The sequence below is a fragment of the Parabacteroides caeci genome, from assembly GCF_023656795.1.
GTDB classification, from domain to species: domain Bacteria; phylum Bacteroidota; class Bacteroidia; order Bacteroidales; family Tannerellaceae; genus Parabacteroides; species Parabacteroides segnis.
This window is the reverse complement of the sequence record NZ_JAMOKT010000035.1, coordinates 23,159-41,697: the sequence shown is the minus strand read 5'-3', so window position 1 is coordinate 41,697 and position 18,539 is coordinate 23,159. Positions and strand designations below refer to the sequence as shown.

The 18,539-nt window shown below is 42.2% G+C and carries 13 protein-coding genes and 1 riboswitch; of the genes, 12 read left to right on the top strand and 1 reads right to left on the bottom strand.

Annotated elements, in window-relative coordinates; translation table 11 throughout:
• The first annotated feature begins 5 nt into the window (after positions 1-5).
• From NBH15_RS17105 to NBH15_RS17050, 12 genes are all read left to right on the top strand, one after another.
• Positions 6-1,433 carry an HNH endonuclease gene (locus NBH15_RS17105; protein ID WP_250823147.1) on the top strand — a complete coding sequence of 476 codons (1,428 nt, stop codon included), beginning with the start codon at positions 6-8 and terminating at the stop codon, positions 1,431-1,433.
• Positions 1,430-1,711 carry a hypothetical protein gene (locus NBH15_RS17100; protein ID WP_250823146.1) on the top strand — a complete coding sequence of 94 codons (282 nt, stop codon included), beginning with the start codon at positions 1,430-1,432 and terminating at the stop codon, positions 1,709-1,711. Before NBH15_RS17105 ends, NBH15_RS17100 begins: the two co-directional genes overlap by 4 nt.
• 237 nt (positions 1,712-1,948) lie before the next feature.
• The gene (locus NBH15_RS17095; protein ID WP_250823145.1) at positions 1,949-2,353 is read left to right on the top strand and encodes a YkvA family protein; all 405 of its coding nucleotides are present in this window, start codon (positions 1,949-1,951) and stop codon (positions 2,351-2,353) included.
• Between the two features lie 86 nt (positions 2,354-2,439).
• Positions 2,440-3,195, top strand: a complete 756-nt coding sequence (locus NBH15_RS17090; RefSeq protein WP_250823144.1) for an SEL1-like repeat protein — start codon at positions 2,440-2,442, stop codon at positions 3,193-3,195.
• A 183-nt stretch (positions 3,196-3,378) separates the two neighbouring features.
• On the top strand, positions 3,379-4,941 hold the full coding sequence (locus tag NBH15_RS17085) for a PD-(D/E)XK nuclease domain-containing ATP-binding protein (RefSeq protein WP_250823143.1): 1,563 nt from the start codon (positions 3,379-3,381) through the stop codon (positions 4,939-4,941).
• Positions 4,942-4,991: 50 nt separating this feature from the next.
• A riboswitch (cobalamin riboswitch) is annotated at positions 4,992-5,189 on the top strand.
• Between the two features lie 235 nt (positions 5,190-5,424).
• Positions 5,425-6,042, top strand: coding sequence for an RNA polymerase sigma-70 factor (locus NBH15_RS17080; RefSeq protein WP_244050704.1), 618 nt, complete (start codon positions 5,425-5,427; stop codon positions 6,040-6,042).
• Positions 6,043-6,116: 74 nt separating this feature from the next.
• Positions 6,117-7,127 carry a FecR family protein gene (locus NBH15_RS17075; RefSeq protein ID WP_158579636.1) on the top strand — a complete coding sequence of 337 codons (1,011 nt, stop codon included), beginning with the start codon at positions 6,117-6,119 and terminating at the stop codon, positions 7,125-7,127.
• Between the two features lie 60 nt (positions 7,128-7,187).
• Positions 7,188-10,715, top strand: a complete 3,528-nt coding sequence (locus tag NBH15_RS17070; protein WP_250823142.1) for a SusC/RagA family TonB-linked outer membrane protein — start codon at positions 7,188-7,190, stop codon at positions 10,713-10,715.
• 20 nt (positions 10,716-10,735) lie between these two features.
• Complete coding sequence (locus NBH15_RS17065; RefSeq protein ID WP_244050706.1) at positions 10,736-12,763, top strand: RagB/SusD family nutrient uptake outer membrane protein; 2,028 nt, start codon at positions 10,736-10,738, stop codon at positions 12,761-12,763.
• Positions 12,764-12,848: 85 nt separating this feature from the next.
• The gene (locus NBH15_RS17060; protein WP_128133201.1) at positions 12,849-13,448 is read left to right on the top strand and encodes a porin family protein; all 600 of its coding nucleotides are present in this window, start codon (positions 12,849-12,851) and stop codon (positions 13,446-13,448) included.
• Positions 13,449-13,545: 97 nt separating this feature from the next.
• Positions 13,546-16,008 carry a replication restart helicase PriA gene (gene priA, locus NBH15_RS17055; RefSeq protein ID WP_250823141.1) on the top strand — a complete coding sequence of 821 codons (2,463 nt, stop codon included), beginning with the start codon at positions 13,546-13,548 and terminating at the stop codon, positions 16,006-16,008.
• Between the two features lie 33 nt (positions 16,009-16,041).
• Positions 16,042-16,533 carry a low molecular weight protein-tyrosine-phosphatase gene (locus tag NBH15_RS17050; protein WP_122329206.1) on the top strand — a complete coding sequence of 164 codons (492 nt, stop codon included), beginning with the start codon at positions 16,042-16,044 and terminating at the stop codon, positions 16,531-16,533.
• Here NBH15_RS17050 and NBH15_RS17045 read toward each other — a convergent pair.
• Entirely contained in the window at positions 16,508-18,538 is a 2,031-nt protein-coding gene (locus tag NBH15_RS17045; protein WP_250823140.1) for an HD family phosphohydrolase, read from the bottom strand. The two genes, NBH15_RS17050 and NBH15_RS17045, sit on opposite strands and share 26 nt — an antisense overlap.
• Position 18,539 lies beyond the last annotated feature (1 nt).

Sequence of the window (18,539 nt, the reverse complement as noted above, 5' to 3'; positions counted from 1 at the left end):
GAGATATGTCTTATATAGGAAAAATGGAACAGAATGCCTCTTCAGATTCTTTAAGCTCACAAAGCTTGGAGAATTTGAAGATCTCTGAATCCGATTGGAAAGAAAAAAGTTTGGAAGACAAGATAGAGTACGCGAGAGCTATTGATTCGCGTATTGCTGAAATACAAGAACAAACAGGACTATCTAAAGACGCAATCTTCCAAGTTTATTTCCCGGAAATAGAAACCGTCAGAACAAGACAATATGGATGGGATGGAAAGACGGTCAATGATGTGAAATACACGATGCAACCGTTCGTTTCATCTACGGGAAAAGTTTACCGAGGTGTATTCCCTGAATTTCTGGAAAAATGTGAGATCATTCTTCCAGATTATTGTATGTCTGATGAGTTTTGGAGTGAATATGGTAACAGATCAGACCGAATGCAAATGAAATATGCAACTGTCGGATTAAAAGAAGAATTGACGAAAGATCCTTCATTAAAGGATACCTTAAACTTGAGTGATCGGCAATTTGCGGATATCATGGCTGAGAAAGATAAAATAGAAGGTTTGACGTGGCATCATGATATTAATTTTGGAAGGATGAAATTGATTGATGAAAAAGTTCATTCTTTTAAAGAACATCAACATTCTGGAGGAATGGCTACTTGGAATGACCGTTGGATTCAAAGCCATCTGATTGACATCTCTAAGTTGGAGAATGTCAAAGACTATATGGAAACAGACAGGTATGTTTGTGGAAAATTTGCAATGCCTGAACTTGAATATGTTAGAGAGATTCTTCCATTAGAAAATACGGATTTGCTAATAGCTCGAATTGATGAATTGAATGGTAGAAAACCTCCTAAGGCCATTGATTCGGATCGGGCTATAGCGGAGTTGCTTGAACCTATAAAGGATAAAATAGATTCACTTTATTTGGAAGCTCCAGCAGACAATGCTCAAGTAGAGGCGATTTCCGATGTAATGCTCCGAGTGGAGGGATTGGAATATGATAAATGGAAAGATCTTTCTTTTGATAAACGGATGGGAGTATTACAGCAATTAGAAAATGAAGTTGCCAGAATCGCTCATCGACCATCATGTGTTGTTGTATCTCAAAGTTTGGGAGAGGGGCATTGGGGGTATTATGAGCAAGGAAGCAATTGTATTACAATTAATAAAGATTATGTAGAATCAACAGAGTGCTATGAGGCGGTCTTGGACACATTGATTCATGAGGGGCGTCATGCTTACCAGGATTATAACTTGAATGTACGTGAGACGCATCCTCGTCATGGAGAGGTCTCCAATTGGAACTTGAACGAACTTCACGGTTATCAAGATGTGGAACATTGTGGCTTCAAAGCATATCAATTGCAACCTTTGGAGTCAGATGCACAGGCTTTTGCGGAAGATGTTGTAAAATCATATCAAGATAAATTGACATGAAAGAAGAAATAACAAAAATTCTAATAGAACGTGGTTATCCTGAAAAACAGGCGTTATCGGTTGCCTGTGATTTGCAGGAAATGGATAATCTGTTTCAAACAGCTTTTCAATGTTGGTTGAATACGGAAGAAGAACAAGACTTTCAGATAGAAGGTTTTAAATTGTCCGAGCTAAAACAAAAATTTAGTATGACCTATCCTGCCGCTTTATTGACAATGGATTGGTTGATTAAAGAACCGGAGTTGGCGAAGGAGTGTATAAACAGAGGAATAAGATAATAGAATTATGTCAACATTTGTATTAACCCCCAAATGTAACATCCCGCTTAGTCATGGGATAAAGATAGAGAAAGGAACAGTTCCTTTTATAGTGGAAATTCCGTTCGGACATTTGCCCTTTGATTCCATAGCATCAAAGAATATGGTGAAAAATTGTCTATTGGCCAGAGGAATTGACATATCTGGTCATGAAAGTATATTGAGTGGTGCCTTTTTTGATTTTAAGAAAATGTAAGAATGGATTTAATCTCTCGCTTTCTGCGATCCGATTGGATTAAGAAAACTGCACATTATGCTTATAATCCCAAGCGGCTGAGGGCTTTGGTCCTTCGGCTTGGGATTTATTTGTCGAAGAAGGGACCCACTCGATTGAAGGAGCAAACAAAGTTGTTATATAGCTACCTGAAAGATGTGTCAACCGGGAAGTATAAGGATTATCATACGAACAGCCTAATCTTTATCATTGCGGCTGCGACTTATTTGATTACTCCGGTTGACTTTGTTCCGGATATGTTGCCTTTGGGGTTGATGGATGATTTGATGATTATTTCTTGGGTCTTGAATGTGACATCGGATGAGTTGAAGCGGTATAGATTAGCCAATAAGACAGATAAAAATCTCTCGGACTCAGACAAGATATGACAGATTATCTGATTTATATTTGTTGTGTTTATTTGATGTAGGTGTAGTGACAAAATGTATCGTTAATGGATTAAAACGTTTGAATTATGGATATTTTAGCGAAGCAAGTAAATGACTACTTGAAAAAAGAGTATGAACTGAACTTTCTGTTTGATGAGGAGAAAGGAGAATTTAACTTTTCAATTGACATGAATCATGTTTGCTTGGAGGTAAGGATTATTTGCAGGGAAGAGGACAAACAGGTACTCTTATTTGCGTATGTGCCAATCAAGATACAAGAAAGTCTATACATGTCCGTGTTCCGTTTTATCAATAAGATACACATGAAAAATTATGATTCGGTTTGTTTGTTTATTAATGAGGACTGCAACAAGCTAATGTCCCAATCTGCATTGAATGTAGGAAGTGATTTTCGCATAGACAAAGAAGTGTTTCGATATTCCTTTTGCCCTTTGCTGAATATATTGGACGACCATTTTGTAGAATTACTCAGAATCCTATCTTGCGAAGATGGAAATCAAAAGAAGCAAGATGAGATATCAGCATTGGTTTCGTTGTCGGAACAAAATGATCCGGAAGCACAATATCTGTTGGGAATCAAATATTACAAAGGGGAAGAGGTGGAACAAGACTTGGAGCAGGCGATTAGTTTTTGGGAGGCTTCCATTTCCAACGGACGTGAAGCAACAATGGTTACGTTGCAAGATTGCATGGAGGACTTGACGAAAAAAGTAAAAGAGGCTTCGGAAGCGCAGGAGTATGAAAAGGCATCTTCTTTACAGGCCTTGATCGATAAAATCGAAAATTTATTGAACTTATACGGCAAGGAATCCGAATCTTGAACAATACAAAAAAGTCTTCTCTAGTGAATAACTAACGGCTGGGGAGAGTCGTTAACTTACGAGTAGGAAAATGGTTGGTTATTCACTTGGAGAGTCTCTTAATTCATTTATAGAATTTTTGTGGCAGATGAATTTGCAAAACAGAATCACTGTCGTAACTTTGTTGTAAAAGAAATTACGATTATGGAATTGCAACGACGACTTTATCCGATAGGTATACAGACTTTTTCCGAGATTAGAGAAAAGGACTATTTGTATATTGATAAAACGGAATATGTTTACCGCATGACACATGCTGATTCTAAATATGTATTCCTGAGCCGTCCACGTCGATTCGGCAAATCGCTGCTTACCTCGACGCTACATGCCTATTTCGAGGGACGTAAAGAGTTGTTTGAAGGATTGGCTATGGAGGGGCTGGAGAAGGAATGGGTAGCCTATCCGGTACTCCATTTTGATGTCAGTATGGCGAAGCATGTGGATGAGGCCCGTTTGAACCGTATGCTGGATTTCCTCTTGTCGGGATATGAGGACCGTTATGATTGCCATATAGGGAAGAAAGATGTCAATATCCGGCTGGCGAATTTGATACAATGTGCTTACAAGCGGACAGGACGGCAAGTGGTCGTGCTGATCGATGAATATGATGCGCCGCTTCTTGACGTGATGCACGAAGAGGAAAACTTGCCTGTGTTACGAAACGTGATGCGTAATTTCTACAGTCCGCTGAAGGCTTGCGATCCTTATCTGCGTTATGTCTTCCTGACCGGTATTACGAAGTTTTCCCAATTAAGTATATTCAGTGAACTGAACAATATAAAGAATATCAGCATGGACGGTTCATATTCCGCTATTTGCGGTATCACGCAAGAGGAGATGTTGACGCAAATGAATCATGATTTGGAATTGCTTGCGAGCAGGATGCAGATTACCTGTCTGGAACTTGTTGCACGTTTGAGGGATAATTATGACGGTTATCATTTTACTTACCCATCGCCCGACATCTATAATCCTTTCAGCTTGCTGAATGCTTTTGCGGACGGTAAAATCGGTTCTTATTGGTTCGGCAGTGGTACACCAACCTATTTGATCGAGATGCTGAACAAATATCATGTAAAGCCTCAGCAGATCGGAGGTCGGAAAGTTATCTCCGAATCGTTCGATGCACCGACAGAGCGGATGACGGACATCACCCCGCTGCTCTATCAAAGCGGTTATATCACGATAAAAGACTACTCCGAACTCACGGAACTTTATACGCTCGACATTCCCAATAAAGAGGTACGTATGGGGCTGATGAAAAGTTTGTTGCCCGGTTATCTTCACCAACATACCGCCGATGGTCTTACAACGGTTGCGCTTCTTTTCGAGGCGATAGCCGGAGAGCGGATGGACGATGCCCTTTGTTTATTGCAGACTTTCCTTTCCACGATCCCCAAATGCGATAATACCGATTATGAAGGGCATTACCAGTCTTTGCTATATACCATATTCAGTTTGCTTGGCATGTATGTGGATGTGGAAGTTCGTACCCCCCGTGGTCGTGTGGATATGGTGATGCGGACGAAAACGACGCTTTATGTCGTGGAGTTAAAGCTCGATAAAACGGCGGATGCAGCCATGAACCAGATAGATTTGCGGAATTATCCCGAACGTTTTGCTTTGTGCGGGTTGCCCGTCGTGAAAGTTGCCATCGGTTTCGACCGAGAGCGACATACTATCAGCGATTGGCAGATAAGGTTCTAATCACCCCAACAAGAAAATAAAGATTTTGTACAAATCTAGTAAAAATGTATTATATTTGCGACATGCATTGTTCCGGACCTGTATTCGCAGGAAAGGATTAAAAGGGAATCGGGTGAAAATCCCGGACAGTCCCGCTGCTGTAAGCTTCATAACGGATTGGGCAACACTAGTGCCACTGTTCTTCTTTGAATGGGAAGGCGCTCAAACCGGAAGTAAGTCAGAAGACCTGCAAGGCATATTCTTTCGACGGCTTCGAGGAAAGGCCGGATGAGAAAAACAAGACATCTGATGTCTTTCTATTCTTGTTCCATTCCCTGTTTGCCGTCTTTTAAGATCTGTTTTTAATTATTTTGCCATAATAATTAGGAAAAGAGGCATGGATCGCTTGACGGGATGAGCTCCGTCGGTGGTTCATGCTTTTATTTTTGTGATGAATAAAAGGTTAAAGATTGTGCGAGTATTGAAATAAAATATTTAAGTTTGTTGGCGGGTTTATTTAAATCTAAATTAATGGATGTAAAAAGAGAGACCATACTACGTATTAATAAGGGAGATACAAATGCTTTTAAGTTATTGTATGCGACCTATTATACCTATTTGTGCGCGATTGCAGTAAAGTATGTATATAAGCCGGAAATAGCAGAAGAGATTGTAAATGATGTTTTTTTGAATGTATGGAATAATCGGTCGTCATTAGTTTATCCCGTCAAAGCTTATTTGATACGTGCCGTTCAAAACCAGTGTTTGAGTTTTTACAGGAAAAAGCGCTTAGAAGAGGTGCCGGTCTCTGATATAAACGGCTATGTGATTGATGTTCATGAGCAATTGATCTGTTTAGAATCTTCACCTTTGGCTTGTTTGGAAAATAAAGAGTTAACCGATCTGATAAGTAGGGCTATCGACCAGTTGCCTGCGAAGTGTCGCGAAATTTTTATTCAACACCTTTATTATAATAAAACCTATGAAGAAATAGCCCGGATGAAAAATATTTCTTCCAGTACGGTCCGGGTACAAATTAAGCAAGGATTATCTAAGTTGAAAGTATTATTGGGGAATTTATATCCTGTTGTCTGCTTATTATTGGATATTTTTCAAAAATAATTCATTTTAGTATAAACGGATTATTGAAAAATGGCGTATCTATTTATGTAGATATGAATTTATTTGAAAATATTATGGATACAGAATATATACGTAAACTGATAATCGGCCACTTTTTGGGCAATTTGTCAGACACTGAAAAAAAAGAACTTTTCCAGTGGTTGCAGGTTGATAAAAAGAATCAGCAGTTGTTTTCGGAAATGTCGGACTGGTGGGCCATCTCCCATGTTCCTTATTTTTCTTCCCGGGTGGAGCTTGGTTTCCAGAAACATTTTGGTGAGTTGATGGCTAAAGAGGCGGGGGTTTCTTCAAAAAGAATATTCTTTATTCGTCCTTGGTTACAAATCGTTGCAACAGTAATGATCATGCTGGCTATAGGCGGTTTATCTTATTATGCAGGTGTATTGACGGATGAACAGGATTCGGAGATTATTCGTTTTCAGACCTCTGTACCATTGGGATCACGTTCGAAAGTAACTTTGGCCGATGGGTCGGTGGTTTGGCTGAATGCTGGTTCTTCTCTTTCCTATAATAAAGATTTTTCAGAAAAGTCTCGTGATGTTTACCTGACAGGGGAGGCATATTTTGAAGTAACCCCGGACTCTTTGAAACCATTTATAGTGAACTCTGACAATCTGAGTGTAAAAGTATTGGGAACGACTTTTGATGTCAGGGCCTATCAGGATGAGGAGTTGGTGAATGTTGTGTTGCGAACCGGAAAAGTTGACGTGGCGTTGAATAACGAACCGGATACAAAAATAATACGCTTACAACCTAATGAGAAGTTGAGTTATAATAAAATAGATAATGAGCTGAAGAAAACAACAGTAAATGCGGATGATGTTTGTGACTGGGTAAATGGGAAAATGAAATTTACAAAGATTCCCTTTGGCATATTAGCGAGAGATTTAGAGAGAAAATATAACATAAAGATTGTAATAGAGAGCAACTCTTTGCAGGAAGAGGCTTTTACGGGGAGTTTTACTTCCGAGCATACGATATATGATATTTTGAATGAAATTGATGTTGAAAAACAATATCGATGGGAACAAACCGGAAATATGTTTGTAATCCGGGATAAATAATTGATCCGAGAAAGGACATTACGATTAGACTGAATAATAATCTTATTAAATCTGAAATTCATGAAATTAACCAATTTGAAGAGAAATGGAAGGTGTTTGATGACCTTGTGTATGTTCGCAAGCTTGCCGATGACCACAGAGGCGGTTTTTGCTGCGGACTTAAAATCTTGTTACTTATCTGTTCAGAACCAGAGTACCACTTTGCAGGAGCTGTTCGATTTGATTGAAGAGAAGTTTGATTACTCTTTTTTAATTCGTGACAAAAACCTGAATTTGAATGAACGGGTAGTTGTCGACTGGGAAAAAAACTCCGTAGAAACTCTTTTGAGAAAAGCGTTGCAAAATCAGCATGCTGATTTTGTTATAAATGATAAGCGAATTATCATTTATAAGTCAAATTCTAAACAGAAAAATTACGGAGTATCTGATCAGCAGCAAGTGAGGCGTATTACTGTTAGGGTGACAGATGCTTTGGGACCGGTAGTAGGAGCCAGTGTTGTCGAAAAAGGTACGACCAATGGCGGCATTACCGATATGGATGGGAAAATGACGTTGGAGTTTCAAGGAACGGAAAAGATAATAGAGATATCTTATATCGGATATGCAAAGCAGACCATAAAAGTAACATCTTCTGTTGTCGATGTTCAGCTGAAAGAAGATACGCAGACGTTGGATGAAGTTGTGGTCGTAGGTTTCGGTGTTCAGAAAAAAGAGAATCTGACAGGTGCTATTTCTCAGGTGAAAATGGAAGAGGCATTGGGTGACCGCCCATTGGCAAACACGACACAAGCTTTGCAGGGAGCTGTTCCCGGTTTGTTTGTTTCGGGAAATCATGAACCTGGTGGAACGAATAAAAAAATACAGATTCGCGATGCCTTTTCTTTAGGCTCAGGCGAGGTGATTCGTCCTCTGGTTTTGATCGACAATGTCGAAGGGGATCTGAATATGATCAATCCGAATGATATCGATGCTATTTCTGTTTTGAAAGATGCAGCATCAACAGCTATTTACGGTGCGCGTGCCGCTGGCGGAGTAATTATTATTACCACCAAGCAACCGAAAAAGGGTGAACGGTTTCATTTGAACTATAATAACAATATAGGTTTTGAAACAGCGATGAATTTACCCGAACAAGCCATGCTTGACGAGTATTTTAAAATGTATCTGGAAGCAGGGTTTAGCGATTCTTATTGGGCGGGCAAACAAAATGTAGCTAAATGGAAACAATATTTGCAGGACTATAAAGCCAATTCGGGCGCTTTTAATATCGTAAATGACGGCTTGTATAAAGGGGATGACGGAAATGTATATTATTTGAATGAACAAGATCCGTATAAAGCTTTTATGGAAACCAGTTTTATTATGAATCATAACTTGTCGGCATCGGGCGGAACGGATAAGGTTCGTTATCGTTTTTCCGGAGGATATACTTCCCAGGATGGCCCGTTGGTGACTTCTGCCGATAAGTATGAGCGTCTTAATGTCGGGGCTTATATGTCTGCGGATGTGACGAGTTGGTTTACGCAGGTTGTAGATATTAAGTATGCTAAAGGAACGAAATCAATGCCTTCCGGCGATAATTTGTATACGACCCGTTTGATATCTTATTCCCCTAATGGAACATCCGGTGATATTTATGGTGTGGCAGATAAGGAAAATTTACCTTATAACACTCCGTTAAACAGTATATTATATAATAATAAGAAGAAGACGGTTACGGCTAATCCACGTATTTTCTTAAAATCGATATTTAAACCTATTGCCGATTTGGAAGCAGTATTTGAATATACATTTGATAAGAATGATGTTTTGTATGATTTCTATGATGCGAAGAAAAAATTTATAGATATTCAGGAGACTCCTCGATGGAACGTTAATCAGGATAGTTATGAGAAACGACATTATTTTACGGATTATAACGCCTTTAATATATATGCCAATTATTCGAAGTCTTTTAAAGATCATAACATGAATGTAATGGTTGGTTTTAATCAGGAGTCCAGTTATTACGAAGATGTACAGTCTATCGTATATAATCAAGCTGTGCCTGAAGTGCCTTCGTTGGGAGGTACTACCGATAAAACTTTGACAAAGTTGGTAGACAAGTACCAGGAATATACGATCCGCGGTGCCTTTTTCCGCTTGAATTATAATTATGCGAATAAATATCTGGTGGAGGTGAACGGACGTTATGACGGTTCTTCCAAATTTCCTAAAAATTCTCGTTTCGGATTTTTCCCTTCGGTCTCTTTGGGATGGCAGGTCGCACGGGAGGCTTTTATGGAAAGTACACAAGGTTGGTTGGATGAATTGAAGATTCGTGCTTCATGGGGCGTTATTGGAAACCAGAATATCAAACCTTATCTGTATACTCCATCCATGACTTTGGAAAACAAGAATGTATGGTTGAATAATGATGTAGCTGTAAATGTTATCGGTGTTCCTTCTTTGGTCCGTTCTAATTTTTCCTGGGAAGATGTAGCAACAACGGATGTCGGTTTGGATTGGACTTTGTTGAATGGCCGTTTACGTGGAACATTTGACTGGTACCAGCGTAATACAACAGGGATGTTGGCACCCGGAGAACAATTGCCGGCTATTGTCGGGGCTTCTGCTCCTTATCAGAATACGGCGGATATCCGTACTAACGGTTGGGAAGTGGCTGTTTCCTGGAGAGATCGGATAGGAAAGGTAGGATACTCTGTCGGATTTAACATATCCGATTCTCGTACGAAAGTAACTAAGTATAAGAATACCTCTGGTTTGTTCTATGACAGAAACGATGCGCAGGATGGAAAACGCTATCGTGAAGGCATGTACATGGGTGAAATTTGGGGATATGAAACGGACGGCTTTTATACGATAGATGATTTTGAGGATGCGGTCAGCTGGAAATTGAAAGAAGGTGTGACCGGTATAGAAGGCTACAATGGCCGCTTACGTCCGGGGGACATTAAATTTAAAAACCTGAGTGATGCGGACGGTACTGTCAATACGATTACAGCCGGTGCCGGTACTGTGGAAGACCCGGGAGACCGTAAGGTTTTGGGAAACAGCAGTGCCCGCTATCAGTTGGGAGCTAGTTTGGGAGTTAATTACGCAGGGTTTGATTTGAGTATTTTATTGCAGGGAGTCGGAAAACGAGATGTATGGTTAGGGGGATCTGCTATCTTCCCGTTTGGTGCTGCAGGCCCGACCGATGCTGTTTATCTTCCCGTTTATTATAATCAGACAGATTACTGGCAACCGGTTGATGCCGCCGGCGGAAACTATAATCCGGTGAATCCGAATGCCCAATTGCCACGTATCTATGATTATACGGTTGCTAACTCGGTGGGATCCAATACACGTATCTCTGACAAGTATTTGAATAGCGGGGCTTATTTGAGAGTGAAAAACATATCATTGGCTTATACGTTCCCGAAACAATGGTTGACTCCGATATTGGTACAGCAGTTGAAACTTTTTGCAAATGTTGAAAACTTGTTGACTTTCTCTTCTTTGCCTAAAGGCTTTGACCCGGAAACATTAAGTTGGAGTTATCCTGCTTATCGTACTATATCGTTTGGTTTGAATGTTACGTTTTAATTTTATAAAATACGATCACAATGAAAAAACTAGTTATAGGATTTTTAGTAATGTTGGGAGTTATATTTTCTGCGTGTAACGATGACTTTCTCGAAAAGTATCCCAAAACGGATTTAACGGAAGGAAACTCCTTTTTATCATATGATAATTATCGGTATTTTATGTACCCATGTTATGAAATGTTCTCAGATGTAACCATTCGGACGGCAGTGAACGGCTATGGGGCAAAATCGATATACCGCGGAGATTTCTGGGCCGGTTATTTAGGACAGAAAAACGGATATAACAATTATGCTTTTCAGGATGTCACCCGCTCTGCATCCGGTAATGGTTGGGATTTTCAATATATCCGTCGTGTAAATATTATGCTTTCTCACTTGGAAGATGGCGTGCTTTCTGCTGAAGAAATGGATCATTGGAAAGCAGTAGGCTTTTTCTTCCATTCTTTCTGGTATATGGAATTGATAGACCGTTTTGGGGATATCCCTTGGGTCGATAAAATTATTACGGATAATTCGGAAGAACGTTTTATGGCACGGATGTCGAGAGACGAAGTTGCTGCAAAGGTTTTGGATCGGTTGATTTGGGCAGAAGCAAACATCGGAAGCTCCGCCAAAGATGGCGATAATTCGGTAAACCGGGATTGTATCCGTGTATTGATATCACGTTTCGGCCTGCGTGAAGGCACATGGCGTAAATATCATGGATTGGGAGATGCAGAGAAATATTTGCAGGCCTGTGCGAAGTATTCCGAGTTGTTGATGGCCGATTACCCTTCTTTATACCAGGGTGTGGCTAAGAATGATAAGGGAGAACCTGTTCCGGGAGCCGGTTATGGAGAATTATGGACAAGCCTGAACTTGAAAGGTGTTCCTGGGGTTATCTTTTATAAACGGATTGTAGGGGAAGTGAATCCTCACCGTTTTAGCGATTATGAACATATTGCTGCACATAATTATGAAATGCCGCAATATACGGTGGATATGTATTTGTGTCAGGATGGTAAAACAATATCTAATTCGAAACAATATCAATTCGGACCGGAGAACCGAAGCATACATGCCGTATTCCGTAATCGTGATCCACGTTTGTGGCATGTCGTAATGCCGCCTTTCAGGGTACTTTCAAAAACGGAAGCTACTGCTTATCCGGAGTTGGGTGCTTATCAGGAAGATGGTATTCCGGCTGATAAGAACTGGTTTTTCACCAATAAACCGGAAGATCGTGAGTTTATCGATATTTTCGGAGCCAATCACGGTCAGTCTGTTTCTACTGCGACGTTGCCTTTCGGAGGTGATTTGAATCGTGGTATGAAGCGGCTTCCTACTCAAAACTGGGGAGATGCTCCCATGAACGAGGCACCCCATTTGAACAATGCAACCCGTACGAACGGAGCTTATCAGACTTGCAATAGTGGTTATTACGTATGGAAATGTTACAACAACTGGGATAGAAATCAATCTGCGAATTTAAACAGTCCGGATTTGCCGATATTTAAAATAGAGGAAATCCTGTTGAATTACGCAGAGTGTAAGTATGAGTTGGGCGAGTTTGACCAGCAAATAGCCGATCGTACCATAAATAAATTACGTGAACGTGTCGGAGTGGGAAGAATGACGGTTTCGGAAATTAACGAAAGCTTTGATCCGAAACGTGGTACTGACGACTCTGGAAAGTTGATAGCCCCGGTTCTGTGGGAGATTCGTCGTGAACGTATGATTGAATTGATGGGAGAAGGTTTTGGCTTTTATGATGTTCGCCGTTGGAAATGTGCCAAATGGTATGTGAACCGTCAACAGAAAGGTATGTGGATAGATGAAACCTGCACGGATCTTTCGGGTAAGGCAGATTATTTGGAAAAATATCAGACTGTAGGAGAGAATGAAACGGATCCTCGTACGGGACCTGGGTTTATCTATCGTTATCAGGATCCTGTTTCTTCCGGTTTTGGTTGGTTGGACAAATATTATTTGTATTGTGTACCGACGGATGAGATTGCCTTGAATCCGGCATTGACACAGAATCCTGGCTGGAACGAAGGTGAATGATAAAATTAAACCCTTTCATATTATACTTGTTTATTCTACGAAAAGTATGTTTATTTGCAAGCATAATTAATTAACAACAGGCAATATGAAGAAGGTTACAGGTTTAGTTTTGGTTATTTTGATGGTATTCATAGCTGTACCGGCAAAGTCCCAGTTGAAGTTTGGGATAAAAGGTGGGGTGAACATATCATCCGTTCATATGAATTCCGATATCCTGAAAGCGGATAATGTGACAGGGTTTCAGATCGGTCCGATGATCGAGACAACCATTCCGTTGATAGGCATAGGATTGGATGCGGCGATCCTCTATTCACAGAAAGGGATGGATGTGAAGTCGGAGGCAGGAACTTCCACGAATGTGAAAACAGATTATATCGATGTTCCGGTGAATTTGAAATGGAAGTTCGGACTGCCTATCATTAAAGGATATCTGGCTGCCGGTCCGTATATCGGTTTCCGTGTAGGAGGCGATAAGTTCTGGGAGATTCCCGGAAGTGTAGTAGGACAGGTGAAGGCCAAGAACTTTAGTGCCGGTCTTAATTTTGGAGCAGGAGTGGAACTGATCAGTCATTTGCAGGTCGGTATAAACTATGGTTTGGGACTGACCGATAATTACAGTGCTGAAAAATATGATATGAATGCCAGGAACCGTGGATGGTCTATTACGGCTGCCATCTTGTTCTAACCGGAATATATGCTCGTATTGGGGGATGCAGACAGCGTTGTCTGTGTCCCCTAATAGTTTTTTAATGTCCCTTTTTTTGTTACTTTTGACCTCGTAAATGAAATATGCAGATGTCATACTACCCCTGCCGTTGGAAAATAGCTATACTTATAGCATTCCTTCCGATCTGGAAACAGCCGTTATTCCCGGTTGCCGGGTAATCGTTCATTTCGGCAAGAAACGCTATTATACGGCCATCGTAATGGATGTGCACGAGCGTAAGCCCGATACAGACTTTGAGACGAAAGAAATTTATGCCCTGCTGGATGCAACCCCTGTGCTTCGCCGGCAGCAGCTTCGTTTTTGGAAATGGATTTCCTCTTACTACATGTGTAAGCTGGGCGATGTCTATAAAGCCGCCCTGCCTTCCGGGCTGAAGCTGGAAAGTGAAACAGCCGTTACCTATAAAGCCGATTTTGTAGCTGACGGTCCTTTGCGTCCCAACGAGCAGGCTGTATTGGATGCCTTTAAAGGCGTACTCAAACTGACCGTATCCGAACTGGAGAAAAGAACCGGTTTGCGTAATGTCGTGCCGATTGTGGCTTCCTTGATGGTGCGCGGCGCTGTCGAGGTCAGCGAAGAGATGAAACGCGGATTTGTGCCGAAGATGCAGACATTTATCCGGCTGTCGCAGGAATATGCCAGCGAGGAGCGTTTGCAAGAGGTTTTTGCTGATTTTAAGCGGGCAAAGAAACAGGAACTTCTGCTGGTCTCTTTTCTAGATTTGAGTCATGCCTTAAACCCGTCGTTGAGTAAGGAGGTTTCAAGAAAGGAGTTGCTGGAACACAGTGGCTGTTCTGCTGCCATATTGGACGGGCTGCTGAAGCGGGGTGTTTTGGAAAGCTATGAAAAAGAAGTCGGACGCTTGCAGGTGCCGGTATGCCGGTTGCAATCGCTCAGTCCGCTCAGTCCGGCACAGGAAAAAGCGTACGGCGAAATACACGATGTATTTACATCTAAAGAGGTTTGCCTGCTTCACGGCGTTACTTCGAGCGGAAAAACGGAAATCTATGTCCGACTGATCGACGAGGTCCTGAAGATGGGCAGGCAGGTTTTATATATGCTTCCGGAGATAGCCATCACTACCCAGATCACGGAACGGCTGGCTAAATTGTTTGGAAACAAACTGTTGGTATATCATTCTAAATTTTCCGATAATGAACGTGTGGAGGTATGGAACAAACTTCTTCACGGTGGCGAGCCCATGGTCGTACTGGGTGTTCGTTCCTCTCTCTTTCTCCCGTTTAAGGATCTGGGACTAATTATCGTAGATGAGGAACACGAAAACACCTACAAACAGCAAGATCCGGCACCACGCTATCATGCCCGTAATGCCGCGATCGTATTGGCTGGGATGCATGGGGCAAAGACTTTACTGGGATCGGCTACTCCTTCGATCGATTCCTATTTCAATGCAACGACCGGCAAATATGGACTGGTCGAACTGACAACCCGTTTCGGCGACTGTCTGATGCCGGAGATTATCACGGCGGATATAAAGGAACTGAAGCGTAAAAAGATTATGAAGGATACGCTTTTCTCTCCTTTGCTGGTTGAAAAGGTGAATGCCGCTATCGCACGTGGTGAACAGGCTATCCTGTTTCAGAACCGGCGTGGGTTTGCTCCGATGATCGAGTGTAAGAGTTGCGGATGGGTGCCTCATTGTGTGAATTGCGATGTCAGTCTGACTTACCATAAATACCATAATCAACTGGTTTGTCATTATTGCGGATATACAATCCAGTTACCGCCCCATTGTCCGGAATGTCAGAGTTCGGAGTTGAAAATGATGGGATTCGGTACGGAGAAAGTGGAAGAGGAGATTGCTTCCCTGTTTCCGGCAGCCAAAGTAGAGCGGCTGGATTTTGATACCGCCCGTACCCGTACGGCTTACGAACGTATTATTTCGGATTTCGAGAAAGGAAAGACGCAGATACTGATCGGAACACAGATGTTGTCGAAAGGGTTGGACTTTGGAAATGTCAGTATTGTTGGAATCCTGAATGCCGATAACCTGATGAACTATCCCGATTTCCGAGCTCACGAACGTGCTTTCCAACTGATGGTGCAGGTAAGCGGACGAGCGGGGAGAAGGGATAAACGTGGTACGGTTGTTTTGCAAACTTCCCAGCCGGAACATCCTCTGATACGGATGGTGCAGCATTTTGCTTATAAGGAAATGGTTCGTTTGCAGTTGAGCGAGCGCAGCATGTTCCGGTATCCTCCTTATTATCGGTTGATCGTATTGGTGCTCCGGAGCCGCAATGAGTCGGTTTTGCAGGAACTGTCGGTGATCTATGCCGAGAAACTGCATGCCCGTCTCGGAGAACGGGTACTGGGGCCTGTCACCCCTCCGGTAACACGTGTGCAGACTTTGCATATCAAGAAGATTGTGTTGAAAATAGAGATAGCCGCCGCCATTGCCCCTGTCAGGGAAATACTGGAGGCTGTCCATTCAGAGATGCAACGCTATTTGCCATTCAGGCAATTGCTGGTGCATTATGATGTGGACCCGGCTTGATAATTGAATATTGAAAATTGAGAATTGAAAATTATGGGAGAGAAGAAAGAGTATAAGATATTGTTTGTTTGTCTGGGGAATATTTGTCGTTCTCCGTCGGCTGAGGCGGTGATGAAGAAACTGGTAAAAGATGCCGGCCTTGACAATTATATAGAAGTCGATTCGGCAGGTATCATGGGATACCATGAGGGAGAACGAGCCGATCAGCGGATGAGGGCGCATGCCTCCCGCCGGGGATATGTGCTGGATTCTATTTCCCGTCCGGTTCGTACGACTGACTTTTATGATTTTGATCTGATCATCGGAATGGACGACCGGAATATAGATGACCTGAAACGGAAAGCTCCCGATCTGGAATCTGTAGCTAAAATACATCAGATGACGGAATATTCCCGTAATAAGTTGTATGATCATGTCCCCGACCCGTATTACGGGGGCGCCTCCGGTTTTGAGTTGGTACTCGATTTGCTGGAAGACGCCTGTGGAGGATTGCTTGAAACTATTTCTTCAGGTCGGGATAACTGATACGGGTGTGGAACATTGTTTTCAGCTTGTCGACAAACACGCTTTTGATCGTCTCTACATCCCGGAACGTCAGCGGGGCACTTTTCAGTAATCCGTCTGCTATCTGTCCGTCAATAATTTTATCCACCAACTGTCTGATGCTTTCTTCCGTATGCTCTTTCAGGCTGCGGGAGGCGGCTTCAACGGAGTCTGCCATCATCAGCACGGCAGTCTCTTTCGAGAACGGGTTAGGTCCCGGATAAGTAAACGCCTTTTCATCGATCTCTTTATCCGGATATTGGTTTTTGAATGAATTATAGAAATATTTAGCCTTTCCTAATCCGTGATGTGTACGGATGAAATCAACGACGGCCTTGGGCAACAATGCCTTTTCTGCAATCCTGACTCCATCGGTGACATGATTTATGATTACTTTGGCACTCTGGTCGAAAGTCAGTTGGCCGTGCGGATTCACGCTGCTTTGGTTTTCGGTGAAGAAAGCCGGGTTTGCCATCTTTCCTATATCATGATACATGGCTCCTGTACGGACCAGTTGGGCATTTGCCCCGATTTTTGCAGCGGCTTCCGATGCCAGGATAGAAACCTGCAAGGAATGCTGGAATGTTCCGGGAGATGTTTCCGACAACTTTTTAAGAATAGGCGTATTGATATTGGATAGTTCCACCAGCGTGATGCTCGATACATATCCGAATGTTTTTTCCAGCATATAAACCAGGATGTAAGTAAACATCAGCAGGATGAAATTGATACCGAAGTATAGAAGCATCAACCAGTTGATCTTGTTGAAGTCCGCTTCCTGATACAGGGCAAGGCTGATATAACATAACGTATAGGACATAAAGATCAGGAATGCACAGCGAATCAGTTGCGAACGTTCCGACAGGTCTCTCAGACTGAATGTAACCACCATTCCGGCGATGATCTGCAACAGCAGGAACTCATGCGGGAAAGGTACCATCAGCGAACAGATCAGCACGATGACCAGATGCGTAAATAAGGCTGTACGTGAATCGAAGAAGGTCCGGACAACAATAGGCACGATCGCATAAGGCAGGATATAAACATTGAACAGCGCATAAGTGACGCATAACTCCGTTAATATGCAACTGACAAATATGCATAGAATAAGGAAAAGCGCATTCCGCCTGTTGTGCAATATCTTTAACCGGAAAGACCACAGGTATAACCAGAAACAGAAGATGATGCCGCAGACCAATACAAACTGCCCTCCGAGAATAATGCTTTGGCGTTGTGCACCGCCCGACTTGGTCTCGTGCACAATCTTCAATGAACGCAGTACATTATAGGTATGGTTATCAATAATCTCTCCCCTGTCTACAATACGTTCTCCGGCCTGTACCATACCGTTTGCCAGGGATACGCTCCGGAGCATATCGTCTTTCACTTTCTCCGACATCGCTTCATCATACGATATATTTTCCTTCAGATAGTTATTTATATCGCAGGATTGCAGGACCGATTTGTCCAGACGCGACGGACAATTGTTTATGATAAACTCATAAGCCGTTTTTATGGTGAAAAAGTCACTGGCATACCGGGAGTGGGCGATGTTGTTCTTCAGCAGATTGACACGCTCATAGTTATCCATTTTCAGTTTTTCCTGTTCCTGTGATGAGATAATCCCGTTTTTATATAGGCTGATCAAACTATTTTCGATATAATGCATATAGGCTGGTGTCGCTTTTCGGTTCAGGCCATTGGCATAGGCGGCTCGCAATTTGTCGACTTCTGTGTTCTCGACAGTCGCATCCATACGGAAATACGGTTCGAAGTTTTTCAAAACGCTATCTTTCTCGGCATCGACTTCTGCATCAGTCTTGTAGATAGGAAAATCGCTTGGTGCCGTCAGTAATCCGTACCTCCAGGGCTTGCCTTCGTAGAACTGGTAACGGAACTTTCCCTCGCGAGGAAAAAAGTAGGCGATCAGCAAAGATGCCACGATGAAATATACGGCTGGGTGTATGCTATAGTTTTTTAGTTTCATA